The sequence below is a fragment of the Tabrizicola sp. genome, assembly GCF_051645465.1.
Taxonomy (GTDB): domain Bacteria; phylum Pseudomonadota; class Alphaproteobacteria; order Rhodobacterales; family Rhodobacteraceae; genus Tabrizicola.
Genome location: NZ_JBOFBI010000008.1, coordinates 25,978 through 40,042 on the forward strand (window position 1 = coordinate 25,978; position 14,065 = coordinate 40,042).

The 14,065-nt window shown below is 66.2% G+C and carries 12 protein-coding genes; 10 read left to right on the forward strand and 2 right to left on the reverse strand.

Annotated elements, in window-relative coordinates; genetic code table 11:
* Positions 1-650: 650 nt before the first annotated feature.
* Complete coding sequence (locus tag ACRCSW_RS00430) at positions 651-1,058, forward strand: Fur family transcriptional regulator (RefSeq protein ID WP_438702026.1); 408 nt, start codon at positions 651-653, stop codon at positions 1,056-1,058.
* Here the strand turns inward: ACRCSW_RS00430 and ACRCSW_RS00435 are convergent.
* Complete coding sequence (locus tag ACRCSW_RS00435; RefSeq protein ID WP_438702027.1) at positions 1,055-3,082, reverse strand: oxidoreductase; 2,028 nt, start codon at positions 3,080-3,082, stop codon at positions 1,055-1,057. The two genes, ACRCSW_RS00430 and ACRCSW_RS00435, sit on opposite strands and share 4 nt — an antisense overlap.
* 135 nt (positions 3,083-3,217) lie before the next feature.
* Here ACRCSW_RS00435 and ACRCSW_RS00440 point away from each other — a divergent pair, with 135 nt between their 5' ends.
* Positions 3,218-3,841, forward strand: a complete 624-nt coding sequence (locus ACRCSW_RS00440; protein ID WP_438702028.1) for a TetR/AcrR family transcriptional regulator — start codon at positions 3,218-3,220, stop codon at positions 3,839-3,841.
* Here ACRCSW_RS00440 and ACRCSW_RS00445 read toward each other — a convergent pair.
* Entirely contained in the window at positions 3,834-4,253 is a 420-nt protein-coding gene (locus ACRCSW_RS00445) for a MarR family winged helix-turn-helix transcriptional regulator (RefSeq protein WP_438702029.1), read from the reverse strand. The genes ACRCSW_RS00440 and ACRCSW_RS00445 overlap by 8 nt on opposite strands.
* A gap of 101 nt (positions 4,254-4,354) precedes the next feature.
* Here ACRCSW_RS00445 and ACRCSW_RS00450 point away from each other — a divergent pair, with 101 nt between their 5' ends.
* From ACRCSW_RS00450 to ACRCSW_RS00485, 8 genes are all read left to right on the forward strand, one after another.
* On the forward strand, positions 4,355-5,182 hold the full coding sequence (locus tag ACRCSW_RS00450) for an FAD binding domain-containing protein (RefSeq protein ID WP_438702030.1): 828 nt from the start codon (positions 4,355-4,357) through the stop codon (positions 5,180-5,182).
* The gene (locus ACRCSW_RS00455) at positions 5,179-7,851 is read left to right on the forward strand and encodes a molybdopterin-dependent oxidoreductase (protein ID WP_438702031.1); all 2,673 of its coding nucleotides are present in this window, start codon (positions 5,179-5,181) and stop codon (positions 7,849-7,851) included. The genes ACRCSW_RS00450 and ACRCSW_RS00455 overlap by 4 nt, the downstream gene beginning before the upstream one ends.
* A 54-nt stretch (positions 7,852-7,905) precedes the next feature.
* Positions 7,906-9,342, forward strand: a complete 1,437-nt coding sequence (locus tag ACRCSW_RS00460; protein ID WP_438702032.1) for a 6-hydroxynicotinate reductase — start codon at positions 7,906-7,908, stop codon at positions 9,340-9,342.
* 131 nt (positions 9,343-9,473) lie between these two features.
* Positions 9,474-10,313, forward strand: coding sequence for a UPF0280 family protein (locus tag ACRCSW_RS00465; RefSeq protein ID WP_438702033.1), 840 nt, complete (start codon positions 9,474-9,476; stop codon positions 10,311-10,313).
* On the forward strand, positions 10,306-10,887 hold the full coding sequence (locus ACRCSW_RS00470; protein WP_438702034.1) for an amino acid synthesis family protein: 582 nt from the start codon (positions 10,306-10,308) through the stop codon (positions 10,885-10,887). Before ACRCSW_RS00465 ends, ACRCSW_RS00470 begins: the two co-directional genes overlap by 8 nt.
* A gap of 119 nt (positions 10,888-11,006) precedes the next feature.
* The gene (locus ACRCSW_RS00475) at positions 11,007-12,284 is read left to right on the forward strand and encodes a hypothetical protein (RefSeq protein ID WP_438702035.1); all 1,278 of its coding nucleotides are present in this window, start codon (positions 11,007-11,009) and stop codon (positions 12,282-12,284) included.
* 80 nt (positions 12,285-12,364) lie between these two features.
* Positions 12,365-13,642 (forward strand): ABC transporter substrate-binding protein, encoded by a 1,278-nt coding sequence (locus tag ACRCSW_RS00480; RefSeq protein ID WP_438702036.1) that lies wholly within the window; start codon positions 12,365-12,367, stop codon positions 13,640-13,642.
* A 94-nt stretch (positions 13,643-13,736) separates the two neighbouring features.
* Positions 13,737-14,065, forward strand: a 329-nt coding sequence (locus tag ACRCSW_RS00485) for an ABC transporter permease subunit (RefSeq protein ID WP_438702037.1), incomplete at its 3' end; no start/stop codon positions are given.

A 14,065-nucleotide genomic window follows, 5' to 3' on the forward strand; every position in this document is an offset into this window, starting at 1 on the left:
CCCACGGGGTCGATGCGCGTTGTAAAACGCACACCGGGACGGTGGGCAATGGCGTGTTCGTTTATACAGGTTTCCCCCACAGAAAAATGTGGGCGCCTGTTGATAAGGAGACGACATAGATGGCAACAAATACTGGAAACGGCTTCTGACGAGGCGCCGTCAAAGGCAGAACGCAGTTCGAGCGTGACGATGGCCTTTGGCAGAAGCGCGACGAACGTACCGGTCACTTCATGCCGGTGAAAGATGATGGCACGCCATGGAAAGGCGTTGCGAAAGAACCAGACGGACGCGATACGGAAAACTCCTGATCTCGTCACATCGCTGGAAGCTAGAAGCGACCGGGGGCTGCTCCTCGGTCGCTTTCTGTTTTTGCTTGGGACCGCCAGATATTTTTAGGGCGGCGGTCTTTCCCTCCCCAAATATCCCACGGGAGGTCCGGAGGGTGTGAAACCCTCCGGGGCCAGCCACCAAGCGCAACCAATGCCATTCCGCGCCCCCTCTCCCCTCGGGGGAGAGGGGCTCCACGACCAAACCTTAACGCAACCCACACGACCCCCCGACAACCCCTTGAATCTCTTGGGCCCCCCAAGGCGTGACGCTGAGTTACGCCCCCGTTTGACCCGAAACCCGCCCCCGGCTACCATTCCCCCATGAAGTCCAACCCCACCCAGGCCCTCCGCGACACCGGAGTCCGCGTGACCCGCCAGCGGGAAGCGCTCCTCAAGGTCCTGACCGAGGCCGAGGACCACCCCGACGCGGCCGAGCTTCACCGCCGGGCCCGCACCCTGGACGACAGCCTTTCCCTCGCGACCGTCTACCGCACCCTCTCCGTCCTCGAACGCGAAGGGGTCGTCCTCCGCCTCGCCCTCGAAAACGGCGGCGCCCGCTACGAGGTCGCCGACGCCCCCCACCACGACCACATCGTCGACCTCGACACCGGTCAGATCACCGAGTTCCGTTCGGAAAAGATCGAACAGCTCCAGCGCGAAATCGCCGCCGAGCTCGGCTTCGACATCGTCCACCACCGGATGGAACTTTACTGCCGCAAGAAGCGCTAAACCGTCCTCACCAGCCGCAGCGCATCATAGATCGCCGCGTGCGTATTCCGGGCCTCCACCGCGTCGCCGATCCGGTAAAGCTGGAACCCCTTAGCTTCCGGCTGCGCCCGCCCCTCGATCAGCGCGTCGTAGTCCACCGCCCCCTTGTTCGCCGAAAGCGGCCTCAGCGCGAAATAGATGTCTGCCAAAGGCTGCGTCCCGTGGTTCACCACCACCTGATCATAAAGCGCGGTCTTGGCCAGCTTCATGTAGTCCGACCCGATCGTCGCCTGCAGCTGGTTCCCCGCCCGCTCCACCGCCAGCAGCCGGTAGGTCACCGTGAACGTCACATCCTTGTCCTGCAGCGCCCGCATGTAGGGCACCAGGTTCATCCCCATCACCTCGGGCGCAAAGGTCCGGTCTGGCGTCATCACCTCGACCTTCGAGCCGGCTTCAGCAATCAACTGCGCCGCCTGCATCGCCGCATGATCCCCCGCATCGTCATAGAGCAGCACATTGGTGCCCGGCTTCACGTCTCCCGAAAGGATATCCCAGGCCGAGACCACAAGGTCGTTGCCGGACGACAGAACCTCGGTCGTCGGCAGCCCACCCGTCGCGATGACAACCACATCCGGCTTCTCGGCAGCAACGTCAGAGGCCTCCGCCCAGGAGTTGAACCTGAACTCCACACCCTTCGCGGCACACTGCGCCATGCGCCAGTCGATGATCCCGATCATCTCCCGCCGGCGGGGCGTGCGGGTCGTGAGGAGTATCTGCCCTCCAGGCTCGGCCGCCGCCTCGAACACCAGCACTTCATGCCCCCGCTCCGCCGCCACCCGCGCGGCCTCCAACCCCGCAGGACCGGCACCGACCACGACCACTTTCTTGCGGACCGAAGCTGGGGCGATCGCATGGGGCTGGGTCTCTTCCCGGCCGGTGGAGGGGTTGTGGATGCAAAGCGCCATGCCGCCCTGATAGATCCGGTCAAGGCAATAGGTGGCACCGACACAGGGGCGGATGTCCCCTTCGCGCCCCTCGATGATCTTCCGCACGATATGCGGGTCGGCCATGTGGGCGCGGGTCATGCCCACCATGTCCAGCTGCCCAGTGGCGATAGCATGCCGGGCGGTTGCGACATCCGGAATGCGGGCTGCATGGAAGGTCGGCATGCCCACCTCGGCCCGGATGCGACCGGCAAAGTCCAGGTGCGGCGCGGACCGCATGCCCTGGATCGGGATCATGTCGGTCATCGCCGGGTCGGTGTGGATGCGGCCCCGGTTGATGTTGAGGTAATCGACCTGACCCGTAGCCTTGAACAGATGGCCGATCTCGATCCCCATGTCGGGGGTGATGCCGCCGTCTTCCGCCTCATCGGGTGCAAAGCGGACGCCGATCACGAAATCATCGCCCACGCGTGCGCGGACCGCGCTGATGATCTCCAGCGTCAGGCGCATCCGTGTGGCCAGGCTTTCCCCGCCGTAGGGGCCATCAAGGTGGTTGGTCAGAGGCGAGATGAACTGGTCCAGCAAATGCCCATGGGTCATGATTTCGACCCCGTCGAGGCCTGCCGCCTTCATCCGCTCGGCAGCATCGACAAAGTCGGGGATGATCCGCGCGATGTCCCAGTCTTCCATCGGTTTCGGGAAGGCGCGGTGGGCAGGTTCGCGGTCAGCCGTCGAGGAGACGACGGGCAGCCAGTCCCCTTTGTCCCAACGGGTCCGGCGGCCAAGGTGGGTCAGCTGGATCATCACAGCCGCCCCTGCCTCATGGCAGTCATCGGTCAGACGTTTCATCCACGGCACGACCTCATCCTTCCAGGCGAGGATATTGTTGAAAACCGGGGGAGAATCCTTCGACACAGCAGCCGAGCCCGCTGTCATCGTCAGCGCAACACCGGCCTTCGCCCGTTCCAGATGGTAAAGCCGGTAGCGATCTTTCGGCATCCCATCCTCGGGATAGGCGGGTTCGTGGCTTGTGGTCATGATCCGGTTGCGCAGGGTCAGATGCTTCAGCCTGTAGGGCTGGAGGAGCGGATCGTTCAGCATGGTCGCGCCTTGGCTGAGGATGAAGCGAAAGCAGATTCGTAGCGACCTATGGGCTAACACGAACTCGACATATGTGTCGAGTTTCCTTGGCAATGCTGCTTGTGCCGGAAGGCCGCAGAAGACTAGGGTTTCGGCATGAAGATCGACCGGACAGAACGTGGCTGGCGCGGGACGCCCGACCTCTGGCTCGACGCGGCCTATGCGATGCTGGTCGAGGCGGGAGTTGACGCCGTCAAAGTCATGCCGCTGGCCGAGCGGCTGGGGCTGTCGCGCACCTCATTCTACTGGCATTTCACCGATCGCGAGGCACTTCTGGCCGGGCTGGTCGATCGCTGGCGCGCGAAGAACACCGGCAACCTGATCGCTCGGTGCGAGGCTGCGGCCGCGACAGTCACCGAGGCCATGTTGAACCTGATCGACTGCTGGGTCGATCCGTCGCTTTTCGACAGCCGTCTCGAATTTGCCATGCGGACCTGGTCACTGACCGATCCCGGTGTGGAGCAGGCGATGGTCGATGCCGACACCACGCGTATCGCGGCGATCACAGCGCTTTTCACCCGCTTCGGCTATGGCGCGACCGAAGCCGACACCCGCGCCCGGACGCTTTACCTGACGCAGATGGGCTATATCGCGCTTCGGTCGAACGAGAGCTTCGAGGTGAGGATGGGCCGCATTCCAGCCTATGTGCTGACCTTTTCCGGTATCGCGCCCAGCGAATCCGAAATCGCGGCCTTCCGGGCGCGGCATGCAGTCAGGTAAGACGGGCGAGTAGCGCTTTCAGCGTCTGGGCTTCTTCCGCCGAAAGCGGCGCAAGCGTGTCGGCGGAAATCCGGAGTGCGGTGTCGGCGCGGGCGGCATAAAGATCGGCACCGGCCTCGGTCACGGTCACGGTCAGGCGTCTGCGATCGGAAGGGTCGGCGGTGGTGGCGACCAGCCCCAGTTTGGCCAGCCGGTCGACCACGCCCTTGATCGTCGCGGCATCCATCGCCGTCGCCCGGCCGAGATGGTTCTGCGACAGCGGCCCGACTTCGATCAGCCGCGCAAGCACGGCGAACTGGGTCGTCGTGACCTCGGGGATGGCGGCCGCAAAGATCGACAGATGTCGCTGCGTCACCCGGCGCAGGATGTAGCCGATCTGGTCGTCGAGGCGGTAGTCTTTCGGATCGCTCATTTATTCGCGATACGCGTTGGCAAGGGCGGGTGCAAGGCTGTTGACAGAATCCGAATGGGAGCCGCATCCTCGTTTCTACGCAAATGAATTCGGGAGTCGCCGTGCAGGACTATGCCCGACCTCAGACGCTGACCGAGGCTCTTCGGCTGATGGCCGGCGGCGACTGGCGGGTGCTTGCGGGGGGCACGGACCTTTATCCCGGTGCAGGCTCACGGCTGGATGGCCCGGTTCTGGACGTGGCGGGTCTGTCCGGGCTTTCTGGGATTGAGACGGGGCAGGGCTTGCGGATCGGTGCCGCGACGCCCTGGTCGGCGATAGCGGAGGCCGATCTGCCGGGAGGCTTGCGTGCGTTGCAGCAGGCGGCGCTGCAGGTTGGCGGGCGGCAGGTGCAAAACGCGGGGACCGTTGGCGGGAACCTCTGCAATGCTTCTCCCGCGGCGGATGGAGTGCCGCCGCTTCTTGTCGCGGGGGCCGAGGTCGAGCTGACGTCCGAGGCCGGTACGCGGCGGCTGGCGCTGGCCGATTTCATCCTGGGGTCGCGGCGGACGGCCCTGCAGCCGGGCGAGCTTCTGACGGCGGTAGTGATCCCCGGGGCGGGAACGCAGGGCCGCTCGGCCTTCGTGAAGCTTGGCGCGCGGTCGCATCTGGTGATCTCGATTGCGATGGTGGCCGCGCGGCTGGCGGTTGAGGGGGGCCGGGTGGTGGCGGCAGCGGTGGCGGTCGGTTCGTGTTCGGCGGTTGCAGTGCGGCTTCCGGCGGTCGAGGCGGCCCTGAGGGGGGCGGCGGTCGACGAAGCGGTCAGCCGGGTTCGGGCCGGGGACGTGCAGGCCGCGCTTCAGCCGATTGATGATGTGCGGGCGACAGCGGCGTATCGGCGGGAGGCGGCGGTGGAACTGGTCCGCCGTGCAGTGGCGGAGGCGCTGGCATGATCGCCTTCACCTTGAACGGCAGAAAGGTCGAGGTGGAGGCCCCGCCGACCGAACGCCTGTCCGAGACGTTGCGCGAAAGGCTTGGCCTGGTCGGCACGAAGGTCGGCTGCGATGCGGGCGATTGCGGGGCCTGCACAGTGCTTCTCGACGGGGCGGCGGTTTGCGCCTGCCTGACCCCAGCCGCGCGCGCGACGGGCCGGGAGGTGCTGACTATCGAGGGCGAAACGCCCGAGCTTTCCCGTCTGCGCGAGGCGTTTCTGGCGTACGGCGCAGCGCAGTGCGGAATCTGCACGCCGGGGATGCTGTTGACGGCCGCCGAGTATCTGACGCGGAACGCCAAGCCCAGTGCGGAGGAGGTGGAGACGGCGCTTGGCGGTGTCCTGTGCCGCTGCACCGGCTACCGCAGCATCATCGCGGCGGTCGTGGCGGCGGGGCAGGGCGTGCTGCCCGACGCTCCGCCCGGCGGTTCCGTGGGGCAGGCGGTGCCACGCGTGGACGGTGCGGCAAAGGTCGCGGGGGATAGCTTCGGGGCCGACGAATGGCCCGAGGGTGCGCTGATCGTGAAGGCCGTCCGTTCGCCCCACGCCCATGCGGCCTTCGAGATCGGTGACCTCACCGCCTTCCGCGCCCGGCCCGGCGTGGCCGCCGTCTTCACCGCCGCCGATATCCCCGGTCGCAACGCCTTCTCGGTCATCCCTCCCTTTGCCGACCAGCCCGCCATCGCCGCCTCGCCCGCCCGCTTTCGGGGGGAATGCGTGGCGCTCGTGGCGTTCGAGCCCGATGCAGAGCCCGACCTCTCCGCCTTTCCCATCAGTTGGACAAAGCTGCCAGCGCTGGCTTCGCCCGGGGAAGCTGAACACTCACCACTCATTCACCCGAACCGGCCCGGCAATCTGCTGATCGAGGGGCGGGTCATCAAGGGAGACGCCACGACAGCGCTCGCCAGCTCTGCACATGTCGTCGAAGGCACGATGACGACCGCCTTCGTGGAACACGCCTATATCGAGCCCGAGGCCGGGGCTGCCTGGATGAAGGGCGACACCCTTGTCATCCGGGCCTGCACCCAGGCGCCGGGGATGGACCGTGAGGATACGGCCGCGATCCTGGGTTTGCCGGTGGACCGCGTGCGGATCATCCCCTCGGCGGTGGGCGGGGGGTTTGGCTCCAAGCTCGACATCTCGCTGCAGCCACTGATCGGGCTGGTGACGCTGAAGACCGGGCGGCCCTGCCGGATGGTCTATTTGCGCCACGAAAGCATGACCTCGACCACCAAACGCCACCCGGCGGAAATGCGAGGGCGGATCGGCTGCGATGTGACGGGTCGGATCACGGGGATGGAGTTCGAGGGCCGCTTCAACACCGGGGCCTATTCCAGCTGGGGGCCGACGGTCGCCAACCGGGTGCCCGTTCATGTCTCAGGGCCTTATCTCACGCCGCATATCACCGCCAAAGCGCGAGCGATCCACACCCACGGGCCGGTCTCCGGCGCCTTCCGAGGCTTTGGCGTGCCGCAAGGCGCGCTCTGGCAGGAGACGCTCTACGACCGTCTGGCCGAAAAGGCCGGGATCGACCGGCTGGAGTTCCGCATCTTGAACGCGCTCCGCGATGGCGATGGCTCGGCCACCGGGCAGGTCTTGCAGGCGGTGGGGATCCACGATTGCCTGACGGCTTTGCGTCCGCATTGGGAGCGGGCGCTCGCCGAGGCAAAGGACCAACCGGGCCGTGGGGTCGGCGTCGCCTCCTGCTGGTATGGCTGCGGCAACACGGCGCTGCCAAACCCCTCGACCATTCGCATCGGCCTTTCGCGCCAGGGCGAGGTGATCCTGCACCAGGGCGCGACCGACATTGGTCAGGGCTCGAACACCGTGATCGCGCAGATCGCGGCCGAGGCTTTGGGTTTGCCGCTTGCAACCTTCCGCCTGATCGGCCCGGATACCGCGCTGACCCCGGATGCAGGCAAGACCTCGGCCAGCCGGCAGACCTTCGTGACCGGTCGTGCCGCGAAGGCGGCGGGTGAGGCGCTGCGGGCAGCCATCCTGCGGCTGGCCAACGCCGGGACAGGGGCCGCGATCTCGCTTGAGGGCGCCACGCTTGCCATCCGTGACGGGGCGACGCTGCGCCGGATCGAACTCGCCGCGCTGCAGCCTGACGCCCGCGGCTATGCGCTCTCCGCCGAGGAGACCTATGACCCGCCGACGTCGGCTCTTGATGCCGATGGGCAGGGCAAGCCCTATGCGCTTTACGGCTACGGCGCGCAGGTGGTGGAGTTGGAGGTCGACCGCGCGCTCGGGACGGTGAAGCTGATCAAGATCACCGCCGCGCATGATGTGGGCCGCGCGATCAACCCGATGCTGGCCCAGGGTCAGATCGAGGGTGGCATCGCCCAAGGCATCGGGCTGGCCCTGATGGAGGAATACCTGCCCGGCCGCACCGAAAACCTACACGACTACCTGATCCCGACCTTCGGCGATGTGCCCCCGATCGAAAGCCTTCTGATCGAGGTCCCCGACCCGGAAGGCCCTTACGGTGCCAAAGGCCTCGGTGAGCACGTCCTGATCCCGACCGCCCCCGCGATCCTGAACGCGATCCGCCATGCGACAGGGGCCGAGATCACCCGCGTTCCGGCGCTGCCGCACCGGGTGCAAGAAGCCCTGGGAGCAACGGCATGACAGGGGCCGAAAATTTTTCGCCGAAAAATTTTCTCCCCCGGGGCGGGCACCGCCATGGCTGAAGCGCCCGAAAAGATCCGCTGCGATGCCTGCCCGGTGATGTGCTACATCGCACCCGGCCAGACCGGCGCCTGCGACCGTTATGCGAACTCCAATGGCAGGATCGTGCGCACCGACCCGGTGGTGATGCTCTCGCACGCGGTCGGGGCCGGAGGCCGCATCGTGCCCTTCGCTGTGCGCGACTGGGATGGCTCACCCGTTCCCGCCGATGCTTTCGTGACCGGGATCGGCTCGGGGACGACCTACCCCGACTACAAACCTGCGCCGTTCATCGTGTCGTCTCAGGTCGACGGAGCCGATATGGTGACAGTGGTGACCGAGGCGATCTTCTCCTACTGCGGAGTCAAGGTGAAGATCGACACCGACCGCTTCCTCGGGCCGGAGGGGGCCGTGGTCCGGGTGGAGGGCGAGCCGGTCGGGCATGTGACGACCGCGGAATATGGCTCGCAGATGCTGTCGCTTGGCGGCGTGCATCACCTGACCGGTGGCAGCAAGGCCGAGGGGCGGGTCACCTGCGCGGCCATGCTGGCCCTGTGCAACGGCGAGCCGGTCGAGATGGACGTCGAGGGCGGCTCCCGCGTCGTTGTGCAGGCCGGGCAGGCGCCGGTGGTGGACGGTGTCCGAGAACGCCGGATGCGCGTCGGCTGTGGCTCGGCGACCATCGGGATGTTTGCGGTGCAGTGGAAGGGTCTGGTGGATGAGGTCGTGGTCGTGGACGATCACATCACCGGGGTCGTCAGCGAGCATCAGGCCGGGAAAGTGATCGGCTGGGAGCCGACGGGGATCAGGATCAAGGGCCACCGCTCGACGCCGGGGCGCTACTTCCGGGTCAGTGAGCCGGGGCAGGGTTGGGGCGGGACCAGGCTGACCGATCCGCTGGAGATCCTGGGCGAGTGGAACCCCAAGAAAGGGGCAAGGCCCGGCTTGCGGCTGCTGATGGTGTCGACCACGGGCGAGGAATATGCCTACTACGTGCTGGACGAGGCGCTGCGGCCCGAGCAGAAGGACCTGCCGGAGAACTTGAAGAAGACCGTCCAACTCATTGACGAGAATTGCGAAACCTCGCTTTGCACAGTGCTCTTCATGGGGGGCGCCGGCGGCAGCTTGCGGGCGGGTGTCGCGAAGAACCCGGTTCGGCTGACCCGTTCGGTCCAGGGCGGCATCACCCGGCTGACCTCGGGCGGAGCGGAAACCTATGTCTGGCCCGGCGGCGGGATCACCTTCATGGTCGATGTGACCCGCCTGCCGAAAGGTGCCTTCGGCTATGTGCCGACGCCCGCACTGGTGGCTCCGTTGGAGTTCACCCTCCCGCGCGGGGCCTATCTGGCGATGGGCGGGCATGAGGGCAGCATCCGCACGCTTGACCAGTCGATGGACGAAGGCGGCGAGTATCCGACAGAAGCGAGGGTCGAACCATGGCCCGAGCTGTGACCTGCGCTTTTGATATTGAGCAGCCGCGCATACGCGCGCGGCTGCAAGATCCTGTCTCGCCTCTGGCCGTTCCGGCCAACCGGCTCGGGACGTGCGCGCCGCGCGGGAGTATTTGGGAAAAGAGCAAGCCCATGGGGCAGGGCGCCATGGCGGCACTGCTACCGGGTGGGCGGCTGCATCTGCAGCATGGCCCGATAGACATCGTGGCCGAGGCCTTTGGCGACCCCTTTGCAGTGCGGGCGGGATATGCAAGGGCGTCGGCACGGTTTGCGACCATCCTGGAAGAACTTGCGGTCGAGCTTCCGGTGCTGCGCTCTGAAACCGGGGCACTTCAGGGGGTGATCGCGCAGCGAATGGCGGCCGCGGTGGCCCCGTTCCGCCCCACCTTCATCACGCCCATGGCCGCTGTGGCAGGCGCTGTCGCCGAGGAAGTGCTGGGCGCGCTTCAGGGGCCAGGGATCACCCGCGCATATGTCAATAACGGCGGTGACATCGCTTTTCACCTGACGCCGGGCGAAAGCCTGACCTCGGCCATCGCGGTGCCGGGTGCACTGCCGGTCCTGATGAGCTCGAGCGATGCGGCACGCGGCATTGCCACCTCCGGCTGGCGGGGGCGGAGCTGGTCGTTGGGCATCGCCGATGCGGTTACGGTGCTCGCCCGGACGGCGGCAATGGCCGACGCCGCGGCGACGATGATCGCCAACGCCGTCGATCTGCCGGGTCACCCCGCGATCACCCGCCGCCCCGCGTGCGAGATGCAGGCCGAGAGCGACCTCGGCGACCGGCTGGTGACCACGGGCGTGGGGCCCTTGTCGCGGGACGAGGTTGTGGCGGCGCTGGAGGCGGGTCTCGTGACAGCGGAGGCTTTCCTGAAGCGCGGGCTGATTGAAGCGGCGGGGCTTTTCCTTCAGGGTGAAGCCTTGGCGACCGGCGCGCTGATGCTGCCGGGGCGGGAGGGCGCAAGTGTCTGACTTCGCGGTGCGGAAGATCGTGGTCCAGGTCGAAGAGATCCTGCATGAGGGCGGGCCTTTGGTCACACCCGCGCCGGTGCGGGGCGCGATCTATGCGATCTGCCGGAACCCCTTTGCGGGCCGCTATGAGCCGGACCTGCAGCCGGCGATGGAGGCGCTGAAGCCGCTCGCGCTTGAGCTGACCGACCGCCTCGTTGCGGCCCTGGGTGGGCGTGCGGGGATCGACGCCTATGGCAAGGGGGCAATCGTGGGCGAAAGCGGCGAAAGCGAGCACGGTGCGCTCTGGCATGTGGCCGGGGGCTACGGGATGCGCGAGCGGCTGGGCGAGTGCCGTGCCATCGTTCCAAGCACGATGAAGGTGGGCGGGATGGGCGCCACGCTCGATATCCCCCTGGGTCATCTGAACGCGGCTTATGTCAGGTCCCGCTTCGACGTGATCACCGTGGCCTCTGCCGACGGGCCGCGGTCAGGCGAGCTGCTCTTCGCCCTGGCCATGGCGCGCGGGGGCCGGGTGCACAGCCGTATGGGCGGGCTCGAGGTGGACCAGGTGAAAGGGGAGGACGGCTTGCGGTGACAAGGGCCACAAAATCCTTTGAAGGATTTTGCCAAGAATTTTCGAAAATTCTTGGGGGCGCAACTGTCACTGTCGCGCTCTTACCTGGCCTTGCCTTCGCCTGCGCCCTGCCGCCCTCTGTGATCCTGACGCTGCCCACAGGTCATTACATCACCGCCGCCGCGCTGACTGTGGCCCTGACCGCAATCCTCGGCGCCGCGGCACACCGCCTGCCGGTCATGGAGCCGCGTCTGGTGCTGGAACGGCGGATCTTCCTGCCGGTCGCGCTGACCTCATATCTCTCTTTCGTCGCCTTCCTGGGGCTCGTCTTTGTCGGTTTCTTCGGCGACCGCGATCCGATGCACAACCTGATGACGCTCGTCTTCTGGACCGGCGTCTGGATCGCAGTGCCGCTCGGCTCGATGCTGATGGGGAACCTCTGGCGACCGATCAATCCCTGGACCGGACCGGTGCGGATCGCCCGGACGCTTCTGGGACGGACAGGAAGCATCGGTCTTGGCCGTTTTGGCCACTGGCCAGCTGTTGTGGGATACGCGGGCTTTGTCTGGTTCCAGATGGTTTCGCTTTACCCCGACGACCCAGCGGTGCTGGCCAAAGTGGCGCTGGCCTATTGGGCTTTGGTCTTCGTCCTGGCCGTCCTGGAAGGCGAGGACTGGCTGGAGCAAGGCGAGTTCCTGACCGTCCTCTTCGGCCTGATCGCCAAGGTCGCGCCCTTCTGGCTGGAGATCACGGGCAACCGCGCCCGCCTCATGCGTGGCTGGCCGGGGACGCAGGTGCTGGCCATGCGGCCCCTTACCCCCTCCGCAGTGGTCTTCGTCAGCCTCGCCCTCGCCGCCCTGACGTTCGACGGGCTGGCCGAAACGTTCTGGTGGCAAGCGCTGATCGGGGAAAACCCGCTGGAGCCCACGGGCCGCAGCGCCGTGGTGGTCGAAAACACCGTCGGCCTTTTTGCCGTCTGGGTCACCACACTTGGCCTCACCCTCGGGGCAATACTTCTCGGCCGTCGTATCGGTGGGGGCTTTGCCACTGGACCGGTGATGCTCTCGTTCCTCGCCATCGCCGCCGGGTACCATGCGGCGCATTACCTGGTCATGCTCCTGACCGCAGGGCAATACACGCTGGCTGCCTTGAACGACCCGCTCTTCACTGGCGACAGCTGGCTCGGCCTGCCACCGTTCTTCGTGTCCTATGGCTTCCTCACCGACCCCTATGTCATGCCGATCATCTACGGCGCGCAGTTCGTGGCGATCCTTGCAGCACATCTTCTGGCCGTTGTTCTGGGGCTGAAACTCGCTGGGCAGGGCGTGCGGCCGCTGGCACATCTTCCGATGACGGTTCTGATGGTCGCCTACACGATCCTTGGTCTCTGGCTTTTGTCCACCGCCAGAACCGGATGAAAGACTGGACAATTTCCGGGCATCTGCCCCTCATTACAACCAAAGGCCCAACGAGAGGCCGCAACAGTGGAGAGATAGACATGACGACGAATGAACTTCTGACACCCACCCGTCGCGGCCTTCTGATGGCCGGAGGCGCGGGGCTTCTGACGGCGGCGCTGCCGGGGTACGTCGGCGCGCAAGCGGCACCGATCAAGATCGGCTTCCAGCTGCACCGGACCGGCATCGGTGCCTCCTATGGCCGCTGGTATGAGCGCACCGCCCAGGCCGCGCTCAAGCTGATCAACGATGGCGGCGGGATCGGTGGCCGCCCGGTCGAGATTCTTTTCGAGGATGACGCGACAGACCCCAAGCGCGGCTCGGAAGTGGTCGACAAGCTGACCCAGTCGGATGGCTGCGACGTGGTGATGGGCACGCTCTTCAGCCATGTCGTCATCGGCTCCGCCCCCCGCGCGGGAGAGCTGAAAGTGCCCTACCTCGTCTGCTCGGAAGGCTACCACGTCGCCTCCGGCATGCTGAACCGCTGGACACTGCAGCCCGGCATCACCGACGTCCGCAGCCAGATTTCGGCGATGGCCCCCTGGGTCGGCGCGAACCTCGGCAAGAAGGTCACCATGATCTTCCCCGACTTCGCCTTCGGCCACGACCACCGCGACTTCTTCACTGCCGCGATGGCCGCCCAAGGCGGCGAGGTCATCGCCCAGATCGCCATCCCGCCGACCGAAACCAGCTTCACCCGCTACTTCCCGCAGATTCCGACCGAAACCGAGGTTCTCTACCACGTCATGGTCGGCCCGGCCGTCCTGACCTTCGTCAAGGAACTGGGCGAGTTCTACGGCTCGGGCGCAAAGCCGCAGATCTTCGGCTTCATCGACTCGCTGGAAGCCGTCGACACCGCCACTCCGGGTCTCGAATTCCTCGAAGGCACGCATTTCTGGGAGGCGCACAACCGGGTGAAACCGGCGGATGCGGGCGAACATGAGGCTGCCTACCGTGCAGCCGTGGGTGTCGACGACAACGGCGCGAGCGTCAGCGACGCGGCGGATGTCTCGACCTACTCCCACATGTTCTCCACCTGGGAGACGCTTTTCGCGATCAAGGCAGGGATGGAGGCTTCGGGCTACACAGGCCCCGCCGACCGCCAGAAGTTCGTGGAAGCGATGGAGGCGATGACCGATCTTCCCTACGGCATCGAACACCCGCAGGGGGCAAAGATGTTCAACGGCAAGACCCACCAGGTCTTCGGCACCCAGAACATCAGCCAGGTCCAGGGCGGCAAGCTGATCCGCGTCCACCAGACCTCGATGGCCGACGGCGCCTATGAGGACGCAGTCGACTACACGACGATGGCGTTCTGACCCGTAGGGTGCGTGCTCGCACGCACCGCTCCCACCAACGTGCGGTGCGTGAAATCACGCACCCTACACCTTTCCCGAGCGGACCGACCAACCCATGGCCTTCGGACCCTTCCTCCTCCTCGCCCTGATGGAGGGCCTTGTGACCTCCGCCGTCCTCGCGCTCGCGGCGGCGGGGTTAAGCCTGGTCTTCGGCGTGATGCGGGTTGTCAACGTCGCGCATGGCGAGTTCTTCATGCTGGGCGCCGTTCTTGCATGGGCCGTCGCCGCGTTCATCCCTGGCCCGGCAGCCCTGGCCTTCGTCGCGGCACTGGTCATCGCCCCGCTTCTCGTCGGCGCGCTCGCAGCCGCAGCCGATGGCCTGATCCTGAAGCGGCTGAACTACGACCCCGAGGCGACCATCGTCGCCACCATCGGCCTTCTCTA

Coding starts and splice junctions, on each gene's coding strand:
- ACRCSW_RS00430 (WP_438702026.1), top strand. CDS start 651: ATGAAGTCCAACCCCACCCAGGCCCTCCGCGACACCGGAGTCCGCGTG.
- ACRCSW_RS00435 (WP_438702027.1), bottom strand. CDS start 3,082: ATGCTGAACGATCCGCTCCTCCAGCCCTACAGGCTGAAGCATCTGACC.
- ACRCSW_RS00440 (WP_438702028.1), top strand. CDS start 3,218: ATGAAGATCGACCGGACAGAACGTGGCTGGCGCGGGACGCCCGACCTC.
- ACRCSW_RS00445 (WP_438702029.1), bottom strand. CDS start 4,253: ATGAGCGATCCGAAAGACTACCGCCTCGACGACCAGATCGGCTACATC.
- ACRCSW_RS00455 (WP_438702031.1), top strand. CDS start 5,179: ATGATCGCCTTCACCTTGAACGGCAGAAAGGTCGAGGTGGAGGCCCCG.
- ACRCSW_RS00460 (WP_438702032.1), top strand. CDS start 7,906: ATGGCTGAAGCGCCCGAAAAGATCCGCTGCGATGCCTGCCCGGTGATG.
- ACRCSW_RS00465 (WP_438702033.1), top strand. CDS start 9,474: ATGGGGCAGGGCGCCATGGCGGCACTGCTACCGGGTGGGCGGCTGCAT.
- ACRCSW_RS00480 (WP_438702036.1), top strand. CDS start 12,365: ATGACGACGAATGAACTTCTGACACCCACCCGTCGCGGCCTTCTGATG.